This window comes from Streptomyces sp. P9(2023), from assembly GCF_032436795.1.
Taxonomy (GTDB): Bacteria; Actinomycetota; Actinomycetes; order Streptomycetales; family Streptomycetaceae; genus Streptomyces.
In genome coordinates, this window is the sequence record NZ_JAUPWM010000006.1 from 161,030 (window position 1) to 180,882 (window position 19,853).

Sequence of the window (19,853 nt, forward strand, 5' to 3'; positions counted from 1 at the left end):
CCGTGCGCGACATACTCCTCATCGCTCTCTACGCCTTCCTCGGCGCGGCGGCGGCCGGTCTGCTGGGTGCCGCGCTGCTGCGGATGGTGCGGCGGCGTTCGGTGGCGGTGTCGCTCGCCGTCGTCGCGAGCGTCGCCGTGACGGCGATGCTCGCGGGGACGCTCGCGGTGGCCTGGGCGATGTTCCTGTCGCCGCACGACCTGTCCGTGGTGACCACGGTCGTCGCCATGGCCGCCGTCGCCTCGCTGGGCACGGCGCTGCTGCTGGGCCGCCATGTCGTCGTCAGCGCGCGGGAACTCGCCGTGGCGGCACGGGATTTCGGCGAGGGCGGGGTGTTCACCGCGCCCGGCGCGCCCGCTCCTGCCGAACTGACCACGCTGAGCCGGGAGTTGTCGGCGACCAGTGAGCGGCTGACCGCGTCCCGGGAGCGGGAGCGTGCGCTGGAGACGTCGCGCCGGGAGCTGGTCGCCTGGATCTCGCACGATCTGCGGACCCCGCTGGCCGGTCTGCGGGCCATGTCCGAGGCTCTGGAGGACGGTGTGGTCGCCGATCCGGCGCGCTATCACCGCCAGATCCGGACCGAGGTGGACCGGCTCAACAGCATGGTGGGCGATCTGTTCGAGCTCTCCCGGATCCACGCGGGCGCGCTGACGCTGAGCCCGATGCGGCTCTCGGTGGACGACCTCGTGGGCGACGCGCTTGCGGGCGCGGTGCCGCTGGCGCGCGAGCAGGGGGTACGGCTGGTGGGCGACCGGGTCGCGGCGGTGCCGGTGGAGGTCGACGGCCGGGAGATGAGCCGGGTCCTGGCGAACCTCCTGGTGAACGCCATCCGTCACACGCCCGCCGACGGCACCGTCGCCGTCGCGGCCGAGCGCCGGGCCGAGTCCGTGGTCCTGTCGGTCACGGACGGCTGCGGCGGCATCCCCGAGGACGCGCTGCCGCGGGTCTTCGACACGGGCTGGCGGGGTACGGAGGCCCGTACCCCGCCCGGCGGCGCGGGGCTCGGTCTGGCGATCGTCCAGGGCATCGTGGAGGCGCACATGGGCCGCGCCGACGTCCGTAACGTGGACGGCGGCTGCCGCTTCGAGGTCACGCTCCCCGCAGCCCGCTCGTAGCGAACTCGGCCATCCCCTCGGCGAAGCCGACCTCGGGCTTCCAGCTCAGGTCGGTGCGGAGGCGCGCGGAGTCGGCGGTGATGTGGCGTACGTCGCCGAGCCGGTACTCCCCCGTCACCACCGGGGCCGGTCCGCCGTGGGCGGCGGCGAGCGCGGTCGCCATCTCGCCGACGGTGTGCGGGTCCCCGCTGCCGGTGTTGTACGGGGTGAGGGTCGCGGGGGCCCGCTCGTCGAGGGCGTCCAGGGCCAGGGCGTTCGCGGCGGCCACGTCCCGTACGTGGACGAAGTCGCGGCGCTGGCCGCCGTCCTCGAAGACGCGGGGGGCTTCGCCGCGGGCGAGGGCGGAGCGGAAGAGGGAGGCGACGCCGGCGTAGGGGGTGTCGCGGGGCATCCGGGGCCCGTAGACGTTGTGGTACCGCAGGGAGATGGCGCGGCCGCCGGTGGTGCGGGCCCAGGCGGCGGCGAGGTGTTCCTGGGCGAGTTTGGTGGTGGCGTACACGTTGCGCGGGTCGGCGGGGGCGTCCTCGCCGACGAGGCCGGGCGCGAGGTCGGCGCCGCAGTCGGGGCAGCGGGGTTCGAACCGGCCTGCCGCGAGGTCGTGTTCGGCGCGCGGGCCGGGGCGGACGGGGCCGTGGGCGGGGCAGTCGTAGCGGCCCTCGCCGTAGACGACCATGGAGCCGGCGAGGACGAGCCGGCCGATGCCGGCCTCGGCCATGGCGGCGAGGAGGACGGCGGTGCCGAGGTCGTTGTGGGTCACGTAGTCGGGGGCGTCGGCGAAGTCCTTGCCGAGGCCGACCATGGCGGCCTGGTGGCAGACGGCGTCGACGCCGTCGAGGGCGCGCGCGACGGTCTCCCGGTCCCGCACGTCCCCGTGCAGCCACTCCGCCTGGGCGGGCGGGGACGGCGGCGGGCCCTGGTGGGCGGTCGGGAGAAGGGCGTCGAGGACGACGGGGTGGTGGCCCCGGGCGGCGAGGGCGTCGACGATGTGGGACCCGATGAACCCGGCGCCGCCGGTGACAAGTACGCGCATGAAGGTCACGGTACGGATCGGCGGGGGCTCCGGCGGGTGGCTGCGTGCGGCCGTCCGGGTTTCGTAAGGTTTCAGGGCGGCCGGCACGCGGTGGCGCGGCGCGGGGTCTCAGCGGGGCGGCAGGACGCGGAACTCCTGGCCGTCGGGATCGGCCATCGCCACCGGGCCGGTGTGGACCTGGCCCGTGTCGAGGCGGGTGGCTCCGAGGGTGACGAGCCGGTCGACCTCGGCCTGCTGGTCGCCGCCTGCGGGGGGCGCGAGGTCGAACCGCAGCCGGTCCCTGCCCGCCCTCGGCATCAGCGGCGGCCCGCCCCAGGTGACCTTCGGGCCGCCGTGCGGCGAGCGGATCGCCGTCTCCTGGTCCTGGTCCCAGACCAGTGGCCAGCCCAGCGCCTTGCTCCAGAAGTAGCCGACCTCCTGCGAACCGTCGCAGGCGAGCGCTCCGATGAACCCGCAGTCGGCGAGGAAGGCGTTGCCGGGCTCGATGACGCAGAACTCGTTGCCCTCGGGGTCCGCGAGGACCACGTGGCCTTCCTCGGGGGTCTGGCCGATGTCGATGTGCCGGGCGCCGAGGGCCAGTGCCTTCGCCACGACGTCCTGCTGGTCGTCGAGGGAGGTGCTCGTCAGGTCGAAGTGCATCGGGTTCTGGACCGACTTCTTCTCGTCCCTCGGGAGGAAGCGGAGCCGGAAGCCGGTGTCGTCGCTCGGCAGGAGGACGATGCCGTCGTCCGCGTCGTCGGTCGTCTGCCAGCCGAGGAGCCCGGACCAGAACGCGGCGAGGCGGGTCGGGTCGTGCGCGTCGAGGCAGAGGGCGTGGAGGCGGGACGTCATCCCTCGGTCTCCGTTCCGCCGGTGCGCCGCTCCCCTATGGATCGGGAGTGGCGGTCCACCGGCAAGCAGGCTTCATCCAGTTCGGGCTGGAGCCTGACCGTTCGGCGCGGCGCCGGTCAACTGATTAACGGCGCCGCGCTCGAACGCGCGGGTCACGGCCCTCGCGCAGACCCTCCCCCCTCGACGGCTCGGAGCCCTCGGGTCGCTCGGCCGGCGCCGTCAGGAGTGCAGGCCCTGGAGGCCCTCGTACGCGGACATCACGACGTCGAGGCCCCGGGTCTCCTCCGCGGGTTCGCGCATCTGGTTCGTCACGTACGCCACCGCCATGCGGGCGTCGGGGTCGATCATGACCAGGGAGCCGCCCCAGCCGCCCCAGCCGTAGGTGGTGCCGAAGAGGCCGTATCCGAGGCCCCAGTGCATCGGCATGCCCAGGACACGGTCCTCGCCCTCGAACTGCCCTTCCCGGGCGCGCCCGGTGCCCGCCTCCGACAGCAGGCGTACGCCCTTCAGGGTCCCCCCGCAGGCCATCACCGACTGGACGAGGGCGACCGAGCGGGCGTTGCCGAACCCGCTCGCCGCGGGGATCTGCGCGCGGCGCCACGCCACGCTGTTGCCGTCCCGGACGCGGATGCCGGTCCCGGAGGCGGGCATCGCGTCGGGCCCCGGCGCGCTCGCGGCGTAGTCCTCGTCCTTCCCGGGCGGCGGGACCACGCGCGCGACCCGGTCGTCGTGCTCGGCGGACAGCCCGATGTGGAAGTCCGCGCCCAGCGGCCCGGCCACCTCTGCGGCGAAGAACTCCCCGACGGTGCGGCCGGTGATCCGGCGCACGACCTCGCCGACGAGGAATCCCTGGGTGAGCGAGTGGTATCCGCCGTCCGCCCCCGGCTCCCAACGCGGGGGCTGCGCGGCGAGCAACGCGGTGATGGACGGCCAGTCGCAGAAGTCGTCGAGTGTCACCGGTACGTCCCACTCGGGCAGGCCCGCGGTGTGTGAGAGCAGGTGGCGGACGAGCACCTTCTCCTTGCCGGCTGCGGCGAACTCGGGCCAGTAGCGGGCGACCGGTGCGTCGAGGTCGAGCGTGTCGCGGTCGGCCAGGATCAGCGCGCAGAGGGCTGTCATCGTCTTGGTGACGGACCAGACGTTCGTGATCGTGTCCCGCCCCCACGGCGTGGTCCGTTCGGCGTCGGTGAATCCGCCCCAGACGTCGACCACGGGTTCACCGTCCACGAAGACGGCCACCGAGCCGCCCGCGTCACCGCCGTCGAGCAGCGCGGCGAGTTTTTCGGGTACCGCCGAGAAGAGGATGTCGCAATCACCATGAATGTCGGCCATACCCGGCATTCAGCTCTTCTGCCGACGGTGTTGTCAACCGAATATGGGGTCGCGGTGCCCCGGTTCAGGTGCTCAGAGGCTCGCGAAGAGGTCGTCGAGGGGCGCCGGTACGGAGGCGGAATCGAGGGCCTCGACGAGGAGGCGGCCGTAGCGGATCTTGCGGCCCTTCTTCGTACCGAGGAAGCGCCGCACCTGCTGCTCGCGGGGGCGGCCGTGCTGGGCGGGCTGGTGCAGGAAGGTCTGCCAGGGACGGAGGTCGCCCTCGGCGGCGACGACCTCCTCGACCTTGGCGGTGCCGAGCGCGCGGATGAGTTCGTCCTCAAGGTCGGCCGCGCACACGAACAGGGGCGCGTCCGCCCCCTCAAGGGCGCGGTCGTAGAAGGGCCGCTCCTGCACGTCGCAGAGTCCCACCAGGCGCAGGCCGAGGCCGGACGGCCCGAGGAGTCCGGCGTACCGGCCGACGCTCATCGCCCCGCCCATCGACACCACGCACACGCCCTCGGCGGCGAGGTCCCGCCCCCGCCGTTCGGCCAGCGTCTCGACGGCCGCGAGATCGCTCAGCCCTTCGAGCAACACCGCCACCCGCACCCCGGCTGCCCCGGCCAACTCCCGCGCCGCCCCACCACAACCCCCACTCGCCCACCCAGAAACGGCATCCCGAAACGCCAGCATCTCGATCACGCCCCGAGTCTCCCCCGCCCACCACCACGACGGCACGGGATTATCCACCGACACCGACCGTCCGCACGCGGAACCAGGGCGCCCCGGTCGCCCCGGTCGCCCCGAGCTGGACGGCGGGTCTACGGCCGGTGCAGGCGTACCGGGAGGGACTGGTGGCCGTTGCTGATCAGGGACGGGAGGGGGTGGAGGGCCTGTGGGGGGACGGCGAGCTCCACGTCGGGGAAGCGGGTGAAGAGGTGGTCCAGGGCCGTGGCGACCTCCAGGCGGGCCAGCGGGGCGCCCAGGCAGAAGTGGATGCCGTGGCCGAAGGCCAAGTGGTCCTTGGTGGGGCGGGTGATGTCGAAGGTGTCGGCGGTCGGGCCGTGCCAGTCGGGGTGCCGGTTGGCCGCCGCGTACGAGGCGAGGATCGCGTCGCCCCGGGCGATGGTCCGGCCGTCGGGGAGCGGGATGTCCGTGATGGCGTAGCGGAGCGGGAGGTGCTTGACGGCGGGCTCGTGGCGGAGGGTCTCCTCCACGACGTCGTGCCAGCCGGCGCGGCCCGCGCGAAGGTGGGCGAGCTGGTCGGGGTGGGTCAGGAGTGAGGTGACCGCCTGGTCGATGACGTTCACGGTCGTCTCGTAGCCGGCGCTGATCACCAGCAGGAGCGTGTCGCGCAGTTCGGTCTCGCTCAGCGTGGAGCCGTCCTCGTCGCGCGTGGCGATGAGGAGGGACGTCATGTCGTCGCCCGGCTCGGCACGTTTGGCGGCGATCAGGTCGTCCAGGAGACCGTAGAGACGTACGGCGTTGGCCGTCGCCTCCTCCGAGGTGAGCGTTGTGTCGAAGACCCCGTCCACAAGCGAGCGGAAGCCGGCGCGCCGGGCCTCGGGGACGCCCGTCATGTGGCCGATGAGAGCGATCGGCAGCGGGTACGCGAGCCGCTCGCGCAGATCGACCACCGCGCCGCGCGGCTCGGCCGCCAGGTCGTCGAGGAGCCCGGTCACCAGGGCCTCGACGACGGGGCGCAGCGCGGCGACGCGGCGGGCGCTGAACGCGGGGGCGACCAGCCGGCGCAGCCGCGCGTGGTCGGCGCCGTAGGCGGTGAACATGTTGGTCACCGCGACCCACAGCGCGAGCGGCCACTCGGGTACCGCCTTGTCGAACTCCGGCCAGTGGCGGCGGCCGTCCTTGGACACGTCCGGGCCCGTCAGGAGCTTCTTGAGCAGCAGCGGGTCGGTGATCGACCACGCCCGCACGCCGAGAACGTCCACCGGCGCGGCGGCGCCGTGCGCGCGCAGCAGCCGGTGTTCGGCGTGGTGGTCGGCGCCGGTGGGGTCGAGCACGATCGGGGGGTCGGGCCGGATCACGGAGGTCCTTTCGAGGAGGTCGACAGGGCGCGAGCTCCTTCCAGGGTGGAGGCCGTGCGTTGCTGACGGAAGATCAGGATGTGGACGCGTGGCCGGTTTCCGTGGCTGCCGGTCCATCAGGTCATCCGTCCCGGACTCTTGACTCCGCTCACAGCAGTCGGGATCCTCGACCACGCCTTTCGTGCGGAACATGACAATCCCATATGGCAATCCCTCGGCACCCTCGACCGAAGACGTGAGTGATGTCCATGAGACCCCCCACGCACAGCCGTATGTCCGGCAGGCGCGGGCCGCTCGCCGTGCTGGCGCTGCTGCTCGCCACCGTCGCCCTGCTGCTCGGCCCCGCGCCCGGTTCGGCCGCCGACACCTCCTGGTGGAACCCGGTCGCCCGCCCCGCGCCCGACTCCCAGATCAACGTCACGGGCGAGCCGTTCAAGGGCACGAACGCCAAGGGCGAGGTGCGTGGGTTCGTCGACGCGCACAACCACCTGATGTCCAACGAGGCGTTCGGCGGGCGCCTCATCTGCGGGCAGACCTTCTCGGAGAAGGGCGCGGCCGACGCGCTCAAGGACTGCCCCGAGCACTACCCCGACGGCTCGCTCGCGATCTTCGACATGATCACCAAGGGCGGCGACGGCAAGCACGACCCGGACGGCTGGCCGACGTTCAAGGACTGGCCGGCCAATGACTCGCTCACCCACCAGCAGAACTACTACGCCTGGGTGGAGCGGGCCTGGCGCGGCGGTCAGCGGGTACTCGTCAACGACCTGGTCACCAACGGCGTGATCTGCTCGGTCTACTTCTTCAAGGACCGCAGCTGCGACGAGATGACCTCGATCCGGCTGCAGGCCCGTAAGACGTACGAGATGCAGGACTACGTCGACACGTTGTTCGGCGGCCCGGGCAAGGGCTGGTTCCGGATCGTCACCGACTCCGAGCAGGCCCGCAAGGTCGTCGAGCAGGGCAAGCTGGCGGTCGTCCTCGGTGTGGAGACCTCCGAGCCCTTCGGCTGCAAGCAGATCCTCGACGTGGCGCAGTGCTCCCGGGCCGACATCGACCGCGGACTCGACGAACTGCACCAGCTGGGCGTGCGCAGCATGTTCCTCTGCCACAAGCTCGACAACGCCCTGTGCGGGGTCCGGTTCGACCAGGGCGCGCTGGGCACGGCGATCAACGTCGGCCAGTTCCTGTCGACCGGCACCTTCTGGCAGACCGAGAAGTGCACCGGCCCGCAGCACGACAACCCGATCGGACTCGCGGCATCGCCGCAGGCGGAGCAGCGGCTCCCGGCGGGCGTGACGGTGCCGTCCTACGCGTCCGACGCGCGGTGCAACAAACGGGGCCTGACCGAACTCGGCGAGTACGCGGTGCGCGGCATGATGCAACGCAAGATGATGCTGGAGGTCGACCACATGAGCGTCAAGGCCACGAGCCGGGCGCTGGACATCATGGAGTCGGCGTCGTACCCGGGCGTCATCTCCTCGCACAGCTGGATGGACCCGAACTGGACCGAGCGGGTCTACGGTCTCGGCGGCTTCATCACCCAGTACATGAACGGCTCCGAGGCCTTCAGCGCGGGGGCGAAGCGGACCGACGCCCTGCGTGAGAAGTACGACGTGGGCTACGGCTACGGCACCGACATGAACGGCGTCGGCGGCTGGCCGGGCCCGCGCGGCGCGGACGCCCCGAACGCCGTGACGTACCCGTTCCGCAGCACCGACGGCGGCTCCGTCATCGACCGGCAGACCACCGGGCAGCGGACCTGGGACCTCAACACCGACGGCGCCTCGCACAACGGCCTGGTGCCGGACTGGATCGAGGACATCCGGAAGGTCGGCGGACAAGGCGTGGTCGACGACATGTTCCGGGGCGCGGAGTCGTACCTCGACACCTGGGGCGCCTCCGAGCGCCACCGGGCCGGGGTGAACCTCGCCTCGGGCGCCCCGGCCTCGGCGTCCACCACCGAGTGGTGGAACCCCTTCACCGACTTCGCCCCCGGCCGGGCCGTCGACGGTGACCTGGGCACCCGGTGGGCGAGCGAGTGGAAGGACGGGCAGTGGCTCCGCCTCGACCTCGGCCAGCCGCAGCTGGTCAAGCGGATCACGCTCGACTGGGAGCGGGCGTACGGAAAGGCGTACCGCGTCGAGCTCTCCGACGACGGCACGAACTGGCGTACCGCCTGGTCGACCACGAGCGGTGACGGCGGCCTGGACACCGTCCAGTTCTCCGGTACGACCGCGCGGTACGTCCGCATCCACGGTGATCAGCGCGGCACGGAGTGGGGGTACTCGCTCCGCGAGGTCGGCGTCTACAGCGGCTGACGGAGATCAGGAGATCCAGGATCCATGGACGGGGTGGGGCGGCCGGTCCGGTCGCCCCACCCCCGTTCCGTACGAGAAGGGAACCACCCCATGTCCCGTATGCCGCTCGTCGAACGGCGCCGGCAGTTGACCGAGGCCGCGATCAGGGCGATGACCCGGGACGGCGTGCCGAGGACGACGACCCGGTCGATCGCCGCGGAGGCGGGCGTGTCGTTGAGCGTCTTCCACTACTGCTTCGACTCCAAGCAGGCCCTGCTCGAGTCCGTGATCACGGCGATCACCGACCACTATGTGGGGACGGTGAAGAAGGCGCTGCGGCCCCGCGAGACGTTCCGGGAGACCATCCGGGCGGGTTTCGGGGCGTACTGGGAGCATGTGCGGGCCCATCCGGGCGAGCACATGCTGACGTACGAACTCACCCAGTACGCGCTGCGCACCCCGGGGTTCGAGCCGCTGGCCCGCCGTCAGCACGAGCGGTACGCCGATATCTACCGCGAGCTGATCGAGGAGCTCGACGCCGGCATGATGCTCGAACTCCGGGTCCCCGTGCCGGTCCTGGCCCGCTATCTGGCGGCGGTCACGGACGGCCTGACCCTGAACCTGCTGGTCGTGGGCCACGCCGAGGAGTCGTCAGGCGCGCTCCTCGACCTGGTCTCCGATCAGGTCGCCGCGCTCGTCGGGGACGGGGGCGGCGGCGCCGTCTGACCGTCGAGTGCCGGGGCGAGGACGGCGAAGGCGCGCTCCATCAGTTCGGCGGGGTCGTCGGTGCCGTCTCCCGCGCTCCACTGCTGGAGCGTGACGTCGAACGCGGTGAGCGCCACCCCGGCGGCGAGCCGCGGGTACAGGTCGGCGGCGCCGTCGGGCCTACCGCCGGGGGACAGGCCCGGACGGTGTGTCAGCCCCAGACGGTCTGTCAGTTCCGCCGCGAGGTCGTCGCTCCACCGCAGCCGGCGCTCCAGGAAGCGGGCGTGCAGGGCAGGGGTGCCGAGGATCAGCCGCACGACGCGCAGGGCCCGCTCGGTGTGGTCCGGGTGGTCGGTGCAGGCGTCGATGGGGACCGCCATGGCGTGGCGCAGCGCCACCGAGGGCGGCTCTTCGGCGGGGCGGGCGGCCAGTTCGGCGCGGATGCCGGTGCCCATGTCGGCCAGGAACTGGACGACGACGTCCTCCTTGGACGCGAAGTAGCGGAAGAACGTCCGCTTGGACACGCCCGCGGCGGCGACGATCTCGTCGACGGTGACCGCGTCGAAGCCCTTCACCGCGAAGAGTTGCAGCGCCGCCTCGGTCAACTCGTCCGAAACGAGCTGCCGTTTGCGCTGGGCCAGGGTCAGTTCGGGGCGCGTAGTCACGAGGCCAGCGTACACCTCATGCCCTCCATGACACTCAGGCGCGCATTGACACTTAGTGCCACACGCGGCAACCTGTGCCGTATGACGGAGACTCAGCAGTGGACCGCCGAGCACATCCCCGACCAGACCGGACGTGTGTACGTCGTCACGGGCGCCAACAGCGGCCTGGGCCTGGCGACCACGCGGGCGGTCGCCCGCCGGGGCGGGCAGGTGATCCTGGCGGTGCGCGACGAGACCAAGGGCCGCCGGGCGGTGGAGCAGATCACCGCCGAGCATCCGGGGGCCCGGCTCGACGTGCGCCGGCTGGACCTGGCCGACCTCGACTCGGTGCGCGCGTTCGCCGACGGGCTGCGTGCGGAGCACGCGCGGCTGGACGTGCTGGTCAACAACGCCGGCGTGATGGCGCCGCCGTGGACCCTGAGCGCACAGGGCCACGAACTGCAGTTCGCCGCCAACCATCTCGGCCACTTCGCGCTGACCGGGCTGCTGCTCGACCGGCTGGCGGCCGGGGACGACCCGCGCGTGGTGACGGTGAGTTCGCTCAAGCACCGCAAGGGCCGCCTACGGTTCGACGACCTCCACGGCGAGCGGGGTTACGCGCCCATGCCCTTCTACGACCAGTCCAAGCTGGCCAACGCCGTCTTCGGGCACGAACTGCACCGGCGGCTCAGGGCGGTCGGCAGCCCGGTCCGCAGTGTCCTCGCCCATCCCGGGTACGCGGCCACCAACCTTCCGGCGGCGACGCCGGTCCCCCTGGTGCGCGTGCTGTTCGGCCGGCTGCTCAAGCCGCTCGCCCAGACCGCGGAGCGCGGTGCGCTGCCGCAGCTCTACGCGGCGACCGCCCCCGGCGTCGAGGGCGGCCAGTTCTACGGGCCGGGCGGGCCTGGCGAGATGCGCGGCGGGCCGGCCCTCGTGCGAATCTCCCCCGCGGCGACGGACACCGGGACGGGCGGCCGGCTATGGGAGGTGTCGGAACGGCTGACCGACGTGCGGTACGACATCGGGGGCGGCGCGTCCGAATGATCGGTTTCCGGGGCGGGTCCGGGCCCGGTCGGCCGGTGGGGGTCCGGTTCGGGGTCAGGGCTCGGTATAAACGGGCGCATGCACCATGCCGAACGCTATGAGCTGACCTTCCCGGTGTCGGGTGACTCCATCGTGGTCACCCGGACGGACCGCAAGGGGGCCGGCGGACACCCCGTGTACTCCGACGAGACGGGCATCGTGCAGGCCGAGATCGACGAGGAAGGCAACGTACGCATGGTCGCGAGCGGGGGGCAGCAGAGGCACGACGTACCCGCGCGCGCCGTACCGCTGGAATGAGCGGTACGGGCCTCTACGGCTCTCGGCGCGGCGGGCGACGTCGTGCGGGCTACGAGCTACGGGCTACGTCCTGCGGGCTACGTGCTGCGGCTGCGGCTGGGCTCAGGCGTACGGGTCGAACGGGATGCCGGCCGGCTTCGCCTTCGCGAGGTGCGGGCCGAAGTTGCCGTCCTTGAGGCCGAAGACGGCGCTGCCGAAGTTCGCCTGGCTGAGCTTGTCGCGCAGCCCCGCGGGGTAGCCGTTCCAGCCGACCAGGGACGGGAACTGCCACAGGCGCTCGTGGTTCTCCGGCGGCTCGTCGTTGGAGTTGGCGGGCCGGAAGGCGTGGGTGCTCAGACCGTCCTTGTGGTAGACGATCTTGGGGTGGGTCCCGTCCCAGCGGATCTGGTCGCGGCCGTAGGTGTTGAAGTTGCCGTGCGCCGAGGTGGAGACGTACTTCGCCTCGTTGTTCTGGATCCAGACGACGACGTGCTCCCAGTCGTGGCGGTGGCCGCCGAGGCTGCTGCCGACGACGGCCTGGTCCTTCTCGAAGTACAGGCCGTAGAGGACCGCGCACCAGCCGTTGTTGCACTTCGCCCGCGCGTACCCGTTGGTGTTGTCGAGGTCCCAGGAGTCCCGGCACTGGCCGTTGAGGGCGCCGGACGGGTTGAGCCCGCCGTTGATCGTGCCGTCGGGGCCGATCGCCGGCGTGGAGTAGCAACCGTCCGTGTCGTAGTCGTACGCGGGCTGGAACGTCTGCTCAAGCCAGTCGGCGTTGGCGGGCAGCGCCGTGGGCGGCGCCGCGAACGCGCTGCCCGGGATGGCGACGACCAGGGCGATGCTGCTGCCGACGGTGACGGTGACCCGTCGGATCCACGAACTCGTCTTCACCTGTGTCCTCCTGAGGGACTGCCATGGGGGGGTGCGACATGGGTACGGAAACGGGCACGCGCGAGGCCGTGCGCCCGACCGCCGGCGGGGGGTGTACCGGTGTCGGACGCACGGTCTTTGGCATGCCCAGATCAGTTGTCTCGAACCCCGCTGTCGCGCGGAGGACCGGCCGATGTCGGCGCGATGAAGCGTGGCGTACGGCGTCCCGTCAGACCTTCGCCGACGACGGCAGGTTGGGCGCCGCAGCCCCGGTGTCCGCGCCGTCGGCGTCGGGCGCCGGGCGGACCGGGATGAGGAAGGCGACGGCCGCCGCCGCGAGCCCCACGCCGCTGCCGATGAGCAGCGCGACCCGGAAGGCGTCCTCGGAGGGCAGGAGATGACCGCCGAAGTCCGTGGTCAGCTGGGCGAGGACCACGCCCATCACGGCGGCTGAGACGGAGCTGCCGATCGACCGCATCAGGGTGTTGAAGCTGTTGGCCGACGCGGTCTCGGAGCGGGGCACGGCGCCCATGATGAGGGCGGGCATCGCGCCGTACGCGAGACCCACACCGGTGTTGCAGATGAGGGTCACGACGAGCAGCCCGACGGTCGAGTCCATGAGCGGCAGGGCGCACGCGTAACCGACGGCGATGACCAGGCTGCCGACGCCGAGGGTGATCTTGGGGCCACGGGCGGCGGTGAGCTTGGCACCCAGCGGGGCCAGGATCATCATCATCAGCCCGGCCGGGGCCATCCAGAGGCCCATCGCGAGCATCGACTGGCCGAGACCGTACCCCGTCGCCTCGGGGAGCTGGAGGAGCTGGGGCACGACCAGGGACTGCGCGTACATCGCGAAACCGACGAGGACGGACGCCGCGTTGGTCATCAGGACCAGCGGGCGGGCGGTGACGCGCAGGTCGACCAGCGGTTCGGCGGTACGCAGTTCCCACCAGCCCCACGTCAGCAGCGCGACGACGGAGGTGGCGAGGAGGCCGAGCGTCGTACCGCTCGTCCAGCCCCAGTCGGAGCCCTTCGACACGCCGAGCAGCAGACAGACCAGTGCGACGCCCAGGCCGAGCGCGCCTGGCACGTCGAAGCGGCCGGCGTCCGACGCGGTACGGCCCGCAGGCACGAGCAGCCGGACGAGGACGCCGACCACCGCGGCGAGGGCGGCGACGACCCAGAACAGCACGCGCCAGCTGGCGTTCTCGGCGACGGCGGCGGAGAACGGAAGGCCGAGCGCGCCGCCCACGCCCATCGAGGCGCTGATCAGGGCGATGGAAGCACCGAGCCGCTCGGCCGGCAGGACATCACGCAGCAGGCTGATGCCCAGCGGCACCACGCCCATCCCCAGGCCCTGGAGACCCCGGCCGACGATCATCGGGACGACACCGGAGGACAGCGCGCAGACGACCGAGCCCACGACGAGGGGCGCGATCGAGACGAGCAGCATCCGCCGCTTGCCGTACATGTCACCCAGTCGCCCGGCGACCGGCGTGGCCACCGCCGCCGACAGCAGGGTGGCCGTGACCACCCAGGAGGCGTTGGAGGCGGAGGTGTCGAAGAGGCTCGGCAGGTCGCCGAGGAGGGGCACCACCAAGGTCTGGGTGAGCGCGGCCACGATGCCCGCGAAGGCGAGGACGCCGACCACGCCGCCCGGGCGGGCGTCGGTCTTCGATCTGGTCACGTGGTTCTCCCTCGGGCAACGCGTGCACGACGCGGCTGATCGACATGCATGATGCATATCAAGTGCAGGATACACACTGCCTGTACCATGCATATGCCCGGTGACGTGTGACCGTGCGCGGCACGGGTTGGGAGGATGGGGTCATGGAAAAGCCCACGCACCTGATCGAGTTCGAGACCATGCTCGTCGGGCGGCACTCGCATCTGTTCAACCCCCGTGCGCGCGGCGCCGGCGGGCGGCTCGACCGGAGCGCCTATGTGCTGCTCAGTCGGATCGAGATCGACGGGCCTCTGTCCATCGGGCAGCTGACCGAGGCGTTCGGCCTGGACACCTCCACGCTCAACCGGCAGACCGCCGCGATGCTGAAGGCCGGGGTCGTCGAGCGGATCGCGGACCCCGAGGGCGGGATCGCCCGGAAGTTCAGCATCACGGCGGAGGGGCGGCGTCGGCTGGACTCGGACCGGGCCGCCAACGTCCACGGTCTGGAGCGGGTCCTTGCGGACTGGACGCCCGACGAGGTCGCCGACTTCGCCGCGTACCTGCGGCGCTTCAACGGCGACATCGAGCGTCTGGAGGGCCGCCCCTGGCCGCGCCCCGAGACGGATGGGACGCGTGAGACGCCTGATCGGGCCTAGTTCTTGCCCGACCTGAACAGGGTGTCCTCGACCGCGCCGAGGTCGCGGTTCCAGTACGTGACACGGGGGTTGAGTCCGGCGTTGAGGAAGTCGATGTCCGTGGACAGCGCGATGTCGAGCGACGCCACGTCCCTGTTGCTGTTGAACGCACGGTCCTGGTAGCCGAGCGAGAACGACTCGAAGGCGGTCGTCCGCTCACCCCCTCGGAAGAGGAACACGCCCGCGTACGCCTTCTCCTTCGGCCCGATCGTGGCGAGCGCCCGCGGGTTGGGACCCATCGGCGCGATCGGTCCCTCGATGTCGGGTCCGAGGCCGACGTACGGGTAGTGGTAGAGGGTGCAGGGCTTGTCGGTGAAGTTGGTGGCCGTGATGAGCATGTTCTGCCCCGAGTCCTGCCGCCATACCGACGAGGTGATCGACAGGTCGTTGTCGTTGCAGGCCACGGTGCCGGGCTTGCCCGAGCCGCCGCCCTTGCTCGGCGAGGCGCTGGTCGTGGCGGCACCGGGCGTGGCGCTTCCGGCCGTGCTCGGAGTGCCGGAGGGCGGGGCGGGAGTGGTGGTGCCGCCCGTGCTCGGCGTCCCCGTCGCGCTCGGGGCGCGGGAGGGCGTGGCGCCCTTGCCCTCGTCCGTGCCGCCGGACGAACAGGCGGCGGTGGAGAGGAGCGCGGCGACCGCCGCGACTCCCAGGGCGTAGGTGGTCCGTCTGTTGCGGGCAGTGCGCATGGTGAGCCCCCGTATGCCTTCAGTACCTTCAGGTGTTTTCCGGCCGATCGGCCGACCGTTCGGTTCTGCCCGGGCGCCATGGCCGGAACGCTCTGGGTGCAGGACCGTTACGCCTTCCGGACATGAAGGTCACCATTCCGTTCGCGGGCCTGCCGTAAGCGGCCACCTAGACTCCCGCCCATGACGACAGCGACCGCCGGCATCGCCCGGGATCTCGCGCCGACCGGCGCCCTGCGCGCCTCGATCAACCTCGGCAACCCGGTGCTCGCGCACGGCACGCCGGACTCCCCCGGCGGGGTCACCGTCGACATCGCCCGGGAGATCGGCGCGCGGCTCGGCGTACCGGTCGAGCTCGTCTGCTTCGACGCGGCCCGCAAGTCCTACGAGGCGATGGCCACGGGGCGCGCGGACCTCTGCTTCCTCGCCGTCGAGCCCGCGCGCGAGGCCGAGGTCGCCTTCACCGCCCCCTACGTCGTGATCGAGGGCGTCTACGCCGTGCCGGCCGACTCGGGCCTCGCCACGCCCGCCGACGTCGACCGGGACGGGGTGCGGATCGGCGTGAAGCGGGGCTCCGCGTACGACCTCTACCTCACCCGCACGCTGCGGCACGCGACCGTCGTACGCGGCGAGGAGGGCGTCGACATCTTCCGTACGGAAGGTCTGGAAGTCGCGGCGGGGATCAGGCAGCCGATGACCGCGTTCGTCGCGGCGCACCCCGGCGTACGGCTGATCGGGGACAGGTTCATGGAGATCCGGCAGGCCGTCGGCACGACGACGGCGCGCCGGCCGGAGACCGTACGCTTCCTCTCCGACCTGGTCGAGGAGCTCAAGGCCGACGGCTTCGTCGCCGAGGCGCTGCGGCGCGCGGACCAGTCCCCCGGCCTCGTGGCGCCGCCCCGGCCCTGACGCGACCCGATCATGTTGATCTTTGGCCCTCGCCGCGCTTTCGGCCTCCCGGCACCAGGGACGAGACTGGCGTGACGGCGAGAACGCCGATGCACCAGGAGAGGGAGAACGATGGCTCTGGAGATGCGTGAGACGTGCGAGCGCTGCGGGACGGCGGCGCTGCCGCAGGACACGCCCGCCCGCATCTGTTCGTACGAGTGCACCTTCTGCGTGCCCTGCGGCGACGCGATGAACGACGTCTGCCCCAACTGCGGCGGCGAGCTGGTCCCCCGGCCGCGCCGCGTGGTCGCCGCGTAGGGCCGCCGGCGGGGGCCTGCGCCTCGCGCGCCGGGCGCCGTGTCGGTGGGGGCGGGGCGGGTAGGCGCCGGGGTGGAATCGTCTTCGCCGCACCGGGAGGTGGCCGTGAAGCTGCACTTCCTCGACCCGCTGTACGAGCATCCGGGGCCCGTCGTCTCCGTCTACCTCGACACCTCACGCGCGGGGGACGATCCCGACCGGGCGATCGAACTGCGGCTGCGGACCGTGCGGGCGAGTCTGCTCGCGCAGGGTGCCGACGAGGCCACGATCGGTGCTCTCACGCGGGCGGCCGGCCGGGACCGCGAGGTGGCCGGTGCGCACGGGCTCGCGATGTTCGCCTCCCATGGCCGGCTCGTCCTCGCGGAGCGGCTGCCCGAGCCCCCGGCCGTGAGCAGCGCCCGGTACGGGATGCTCCCGGACGTCCTCCCGCTCGCGCTCCAGCATGCCCCCGACCTGCCCTACGCGGCCGTTGTCGTCCACCACGTGCACGCCCCGGAGCACGGGGGCGGGGAGGAGGAGTGGGAGGTGGACCACGAGAGCGGCCGCTGGCCGGTGAGCCGGGTCGCACCGGGGCCGCGCTCCCACCGCCGTATCCCCGCGGTGGGCTGGCCGAAGGAGGCCGCGCAGCTGGTCGCGGAGCTGACCGACGGCGTGGAGACGGACGGCGCGGAGGCGATCGTGCTCGCCGGTGACCCGTGGGCCGTGAACGGCCTCCTGCGGTCCGCCCCGCGGAAGGTGCGGGAGGTGGCGGTCAAGCTCAAGGACGGGCACCCGCACCGGCCCGATCCCGGCCGGGCCCTGTTGGAGGACGAGCTGGCCGAGCTGTTCGCCGGGCGGTTGCCGGCGCACGACCGGCACCAACTGGACACGTACCTCGGCCAGCGGGCCCGCCACCCGGAGTACGCGGAGGGGCTCGACGCGGTCGTCGCCGCCCTGCAGCGCGGGCAGGCGCGGGCGCTGATCCTCGACCGCCCCGTACAGCACACCCCGCATCTGTGGGTCGGTTCGGCGCCCACCCATCTCGCCGTGTCCGAGGAGGAGTTGAGCGCCTTCGGCCTGCGCTTCTCCTGGGAGGAGCCGGCCGCGGGCGCCGCGCTGCTGCGCGCGGCGGCCGGTACACGCGCCGAGTTGATCGTCGTACCCGAGGACGAACTGCCCGTCGAGGACGGTGTGGCGGTCCTGTTGCGCTACACCGAGGACTGACCCGTCTACTCCGAGGCCCGGCTCCTCAGTACGAGCAGGGCGATGTCGTCCGTGCGCTTGGACGGGGGGCGTACCCGGTCCAGGAGGGTGTCGATGAGCGCGTCCAGGTCCCGGTCGTCCGCCGCGGCGAGATGGCCGGTCAGTTCGGCGAGGGAGTCGTCGAAGTCGGTCCCCGGGGTCTCGACGAGTCCGTCCGTGTAGAGGAGGAGCAACTGCCCGGCCACGAACGGGATTTCGGTGACGGGGTAGGTGGCGTCAGGGTCGATGCCGAGCAGCGGGCCGGGTGGCACTTCGACTGGGGTGGTGCGCCGGTCGGGGAGACGTGTCAGGGGCGGCGGGTGGCCGGCGCTGGCGAGGCTGAGGCGTTGCCCGGCGAGGTCGAGGTGGGCGTAGAGGCAGCTGGTGAACAGGCCGGGGTCGAGTTCGATGAGCTGCTGATTGGCGGTGGCCAGCACCTGGTCCGGGGGCCCGCCGAGGGGCGCGTGGGCGCGGACGCCGGTACGGACCTGGCCCATCAGGGCGGCCGCGTCGACGTTGTGGCCCTGGACGTCGCCGATGACAGCGGCGGCGGCGTTGTCGCCGAGCCTGATCAGGTCGTAGAAGTCGCCGCCGATGTCCATGCCGCGGGTGGCGGGCAGATAGCGGGCGGCGACGTCGAGGCCCGCCACGGCGGGGAGGCTGTGCGGCAGCAGGGCCCGCTGGAGCCCGTGGGCGAGCCGCTGCTTGGTGTCGTAGAGCCTGGCCCGGTCGAGGGCCTGCGCGACGAGGCCGGCCAGCGAGGTCAGGACGGCGCGCTCCCCGGCGGCAAAGGCGCGGGGGTGGTCGTAGGACATCAGGCAGAGACCGACGGGCCGGCCGGAGACGATCAGCGGCAGAAAGGCCCATGCCTGTTTGTCGGTGAGCGGCCGCACCTCGGGGTAGATCCGTCGCATCTCCTCGGCGTCCCCGATGAACGAGGGGATGCCGCTGGCCACCGTCTGTCCCGCCGGCGTGGAGACGGCGTCGAGCGACAGGGCGTCGAAGCGTTCGATGACCTCGGCCGGGTAGCCGCGGTGGCCGCTGATCCGCAGCCGGCCCGAGTCGACCGTTGCCAGGATCAGGCCCTGGGCACCGAAGGCGGGCATGATCTGGTCGGCGACCAGATCGACGACGTCCTTGACCCCGACGACCTCGGTGAGGCCCGCGGCGAGGTGCATGAGCTGGTAGAGCTGCCCTGCGCGGGCCGGGGCGGCGGTGGTCGTCGTCTCGCGCCGCGGCGCGGGTGCCGCCGGGGGCGCTCCGCCGGTGGGGACGATACGGACGCTGACGCCGCCGCCGTCGGGATAGAGGTGGAAGTCCAGCCACCGGTCCGGGGGGCGGCAGGCGGTGAAGGAGACGGGCTCGCGGCTGATCACCGCGGCACGGTAGCGCTCCTCGTAGGTGGGGTCGTCGAGCCAGGGCAGGGAGTCCCACGGCAGCGTTCCCAGCAGGGCGGAGGCGTCGCGGCCGAGGAGCTCCGCGCAGCCCGAGCTGAGGTAGGTGATGCGCCCGTCCAGGTCGAGGGCGCAGCTGCCGCCGGGCAGCCGTTCTGCGAAGTCGGCGGCGGCCCCGGCCGCGCTCAGGGGCCGGCGGCCGAGGTCGAGCGGAACCTCTCGGGGCGCCTCCCCGGGGACGTGGGGCTGCCCGGACGCGGCGGCGTCCGCCAGGAGGCGGGCCAGCCGCCGGCAGCAGGAGAAGACGTAGCCGTGTTCGCGCCGGGTCAGCACGGGCGGGCGGGTGGCGGGCCACATCAGGAGCAGCGAGCCCCAGCGTCCGGTGCCGGAGATGGGCGCGGCGGCGAGCGCGAGCGGGTACGGGAGGGCCATCGCCGTTCGTGGGTAGGAGCGGGCCATCTCCTCCTGGCTGCCCACCCAGACCAGGCGGTCCTCGCGCACCGCGTCGGCGACGGGGGCCGGGGCCGCCAGCGGCACCCGTGCCCAGGGAGCGGCGAACTCGGCCGGGGCACCGCAGAGCGCGTCGATGCGCAGGACGGCGTCGTCGGGTGCGAGGAGGTAGACGGCGCCGATGGAGGCGCCGGTGCGGCGGACCGTCTCCATGAGCGCGGTGTCCACTGCGCCGGCGCCACGGGCCGGCCCGACCGTGCTGGTCACCAGACACCTCCAGCGTCGCAGCCCCCATTATCCCGCCGAAAGGCGGGGGGGGGAGCGGGGCGAGCGGGCTGGAGTGGGCTGACCAGGCCGTGCCGGCGGGGCG

At 72.4% G+C, this 19,853-nt stretch carries 19 protein-coding genes; 9 read left to right on the top strand and 10 right to left on the bottom strand.

The features are described from left to right. The first annotated feature begins 2 nt into the window (after positions 1–2). Positions 3–1,115 carry a HAMP domain-containing sensor histidine kinase gene (locus tag Q5762_RS11630; RefSeq protein WP_315891934.1) on the top strand — a complete coding sequence of 371 codons (1,113 nt, stop codon included), beginning with the start codon at positions 3–5 and terminating at the stop codon, positions 1,113–1,115. Here Q5762_RS11630 and Q5762_RS11635 read toward each other — a convergent pair. The 5 genes from Q5762_RS11635 to Q5762_RS11655 form a co-directional block, all read right to left on the bottom strand. Further along, complete coding sequence (locus tag Q5762_RS11635) at positions 1,090–2,145, bottom strand: NAD-dependent epimerase/dehydratase family protein (RefSeq protein ID WP_315891935.1); 1,056 nt, start codon at positions 2,143–2,145, stop codon at positions 1,090–1,092. The two genes, Q5762_RS11630 and Q5762_RS11635, sit on opposite strands and share 26 nt — an antisense overlap. 108 nt (positions 2,146–2,253) lie before the next feature. Further along, on the bottom strand, positions 2,254–2,976 hold the full coding sequence (locus Q5762_RS11640) for a VOC family protein (protein ID WP_315891936.1): 723 nt from the start codon (positions 2,974–2,976) through the stop codon (positions 2,254–2,256). Between the two features lie 219 nt (positions 2,977–3,195). After that, positions 3,196–4,308 (bottom strand): serine hydrolase domain-containing protein, encoded by a 1,113-nt coding sequence (locus Q5762_RS11645; protein WP_315891937.1) that lies wholly within the window; start codon positions 4,306–4,308, stop codon positions 3,196–3,198. Positions 4,309–4,380: 72 nt separating this feature from the next. Then, complete coding sequence (locus Q5762_RS11650) at positions 4,381–4,989, bottom strand: TOPRIM nucleotidyl transferase/hydrolase domain-containing protein (RefSeq protein ID WP_315891938.1); 609 nt, start codon at positions 4,987–4,989, stop codon at positions 4,381–4,383. A 119-nt stretch (positions 4,990–5,108) separates the two neighbouring features. Beyond that, positions 5,109–6,332: a cytochrome P450 gene (locus tag Q5762_RS11655; protein ID WP_399494936.1), complete on the bottom strand. Its 1,224-nt coding sequence runs from the start codon at positions 6,330–6,332 to the stop codon at positions 5,109–5,111. Between the two features lie 272 nt (positions 6,333–6,604). Here Q5762_RS11655 and Q5762_RS11660 point away from each other — a divergent pair, with 272 nt between their 5' ends. Both Q5762_RS11660 and Q5762_RS11665 read left to right on the top strand, forming a co-directional pair. Continuing rightward, complete coding sequence (locus Q5762_RS11660; RefSeq protein ID WP_315891939.1) at positions 6,605–8,653, top strand: discoidin domain-containing protein; 2,049 nt, start codon at positions 6,605–6,607, stop codon at positions 8,651–8,653. A gap of 90 nt (positions 8,654–8,743) precedes the next feature. Continuing rightward, a complete protein-coding gene (locus Q5762_RS11665) occupies positions 8,744–9,358 on the top strand; it encodes a TetR/AcrR family transcriptional regulator (RefSeq protein WP_315891940.1) in 615 nt (204 codons plus the stop codon). Here the strand turns inward: Q5762_RS11665 and Q5762_RS11670 are convergent. After that, entirely contained in the window at positions 9,313–10,002 is a 690-nt protein-coding gene (locus Q5762_RS11670) for a TetR family transcriptional regulator (RefSeq protein WP_315891941.1), read from the bottom strand. The genes Q5762_RS11665 and Q5762_RS11670 overlap by 46 nt on opposite strands. Before the next feature lie 81 nt (positions 10,003–10,083). On the opposite strand from Q5762_RS11670, the gene Q5762_RS11675 reads away from it, so the two are divergent. Both Q5762_RS11675 and Q5762_RS11680 read left to right on the top strand, forming a co-directional pair. Further along, positions 10,084–11,025, top strand: coding sequence for an oxidoreductase (locus Q5762_RS11675; protein ID WP_315891942.1), 942 nt, complete (start codon positions 10,084–10,086; stop codon positions 11,023–11,025). 78 nt (positions 11,026–11,103) lie between these two features. Continuing rightward, positions 11,104–11,322 (top strand): DUF6296 family protein, encoded by a 219-nt coding sequence (locus Q5762_RS11680; RefSeq protein WP_315891943.1) that lies wholly within the window; start codon positions 11,104–11,106, stop codon positions 11,320–11,322. A 102-nt stretch (positions 11,323–11,424) separates the two neighbouring features. Here Q5762_RS11680 and Q5762_RS11685 read toward each other — a convergent pair whose 3' ends face one another. Further along, positions 11,425–12,192, bottom strand: coding sequence for an NPP1 family protein (locus Q5762_RS11685; RefSeq protein ID WP_315891944.1), 768 nt, complete (start codon positions 12,190–12,192; stop codon positions 11,425–11,427). Between the two features lie 208 nt (positions 12,193–12,400). Next, positions 12,401–13,858: an MFS transporter gene (locus Q5762_RS11690; protein WP_315891945.1), complete on the bottom strand. Its 1,458-nt coding sequence runs from the start codon at positions 13,856–13,858 to the stop codon at positions 12,401–12,403. Positions 13,859–14,001: 143 nt separating this feature from the next. Here Q5762_RS11690 and Q5762_RS11695 point away from each other — a divergent pair, with 143 nt between their 5' ends. Continuing rightward, the gene (locus tag Q5762_RS11695; RefSeq protein ID WP_315891946.1) at positions 14,002–14,493 is read left to right on the top strand and encodes a MarR family transcriptional regulator; all 492 of its coding nucleotides are present in this window, start codon (positions 14,002–14,004) and stop codon (positions 14,491–14,493) included. Here the strand turns inward: Q5762_RS11695 and Q5762_RS11700 are convergent. Continuing rightward, positions 14,490–15,215 (bottom strand): DUF4232 domain-containing protein, encoded by a 726-nt coding sequence (locus Q5762_RS11700; protein WP_315891947.1) that lies wholly within the window; start codon positions 15,213–15,215, stop codon positions 14,490–14,492. The two genes, Q5762_RS11695 and Q5762_RS11700, sit on opposite strands and share 4 nt — an antisense overlap. Positions 15,216–15,395: 180 nt before the next feature. Here Q5762_RS11700 and Q5762_RS11705 point away from each other — a divergent pair, with 180 nt between their 5' ends. From Q5762_RS11705 to Q5762_RS11715, 3 genes are all read left to right on the top strand, one after another. Further along, positions 15,396–16,121: a transporter substrate-binding domain-containing protein gene (locus tag Q5762_RS11705; protein ID WP_315891948.1), complete on the top strand. Its 726-nt coding sequence runs from the start codon at positions 15,396–15,398 to the stop codon at positions 16,119–16,121. Positions 16,122–16,232: 111 nt separating this feature from the next. Continuing rightward, positions 16,233–16,418, top strand: a complete 186-nt coding sequence (locus Q5762_RS11710) for a DUF1272 domain-containing protein (protein ID WP_315891949.1) — start codon at positions 16,233–16,235, stop codon at positions 16,416–16,418. Positions 16,419–16,523: 105 nt separating this feature from the next. After that, positions 16,524–17,621 (top strand): hypothetical protein, encoded by a 1,098-nt coding sequence (locus tag Q5762_RS11715; RefSeq protein WP_315891950.1) that lies wholly within the window; start codon positions 16,524–16,526, stop codon positions 17,619–17,621. A gap of 5 nt (positions 17,622–17,626) precedes the next feature. On the opposite strand, the gene Q5762_RS11720 is transcribed toward Q5762_RS11715, so the two are convergent. Then, complete coding sequence (locus tag Q5762_RS11720) at positions 17,627–19,750, bottom strand: SpoIIE family protein phosphatase (protein ID WP_399494942.1); 2,124 nt, start codon at positions 19,748–19,750, stop codon at positions 17,627–17,629. Positions 19,751–19,853 lie beyond the last annotated feature (103 nt).